The organism is Mesorhizobium sp. 01N446, from assembly GCF_056399285.1.
The window spans coordinates 1-436 of record NZ_JBFTRA010000047.1 but is presented as its reverse complement, the minus strand read 5'-3'; the positions used below and the strand labels follow the sequence as shown (position 1 = coordinate 436).

Below are 436 nucleotides of genomic sequence, written 5' to 3'. Positions count from 1 at the left end.
GTGTCATTGGTGATGACGTTGCCGGTGGCGTTTGCGCCGCCCGAGCCGTTGGCGGTGCCACCCTTCTCGGTTGCCGCGTTCGCACCCGCGCTGGCGCTGGTGTCGTTCACACCGACAGGCGCGTCGTTGGCGCCATTGATGGTGACCGTCAGTACCGCGGTGTCGGTCAGGGTGCCGTCGCTGACGGTRTAGTTGAACGTGTCGGTGGTCGAACCGCCTGTATTGAGCGCCTGCACCGTGGCATCGTTCTCGTTGACGACGTAGGTGTAGCTGCCGTTGCTGTTGAGCGTCAGCGTGCCGTGTGCGCCGACCAGTCCGACGCCCAGCGAACCGACCGTGCCGGCGCCTTCGGTGCCGCCGGTGCGGATCGCGCTGACCGTCAGGCCGGCGCTGTCGACGTCGGTGTCATTGGTGATGACGTTGCCGGTGGCGTTTG

General features: G+C 66.4%; 1 protein-coding gene. It reads right to left on the bottom strand.

The window, feature by feature from the left end; all coding sequences use genetic code 11:
• Positions 1–436, bottom strand: a 436-nt coding sequence (locus tag AC1DPX_RS35155) for a VCBS domain-containing protein (RefSeq protein WP_477242618.1), incomplete at both ends; no start/stop codon positions are given.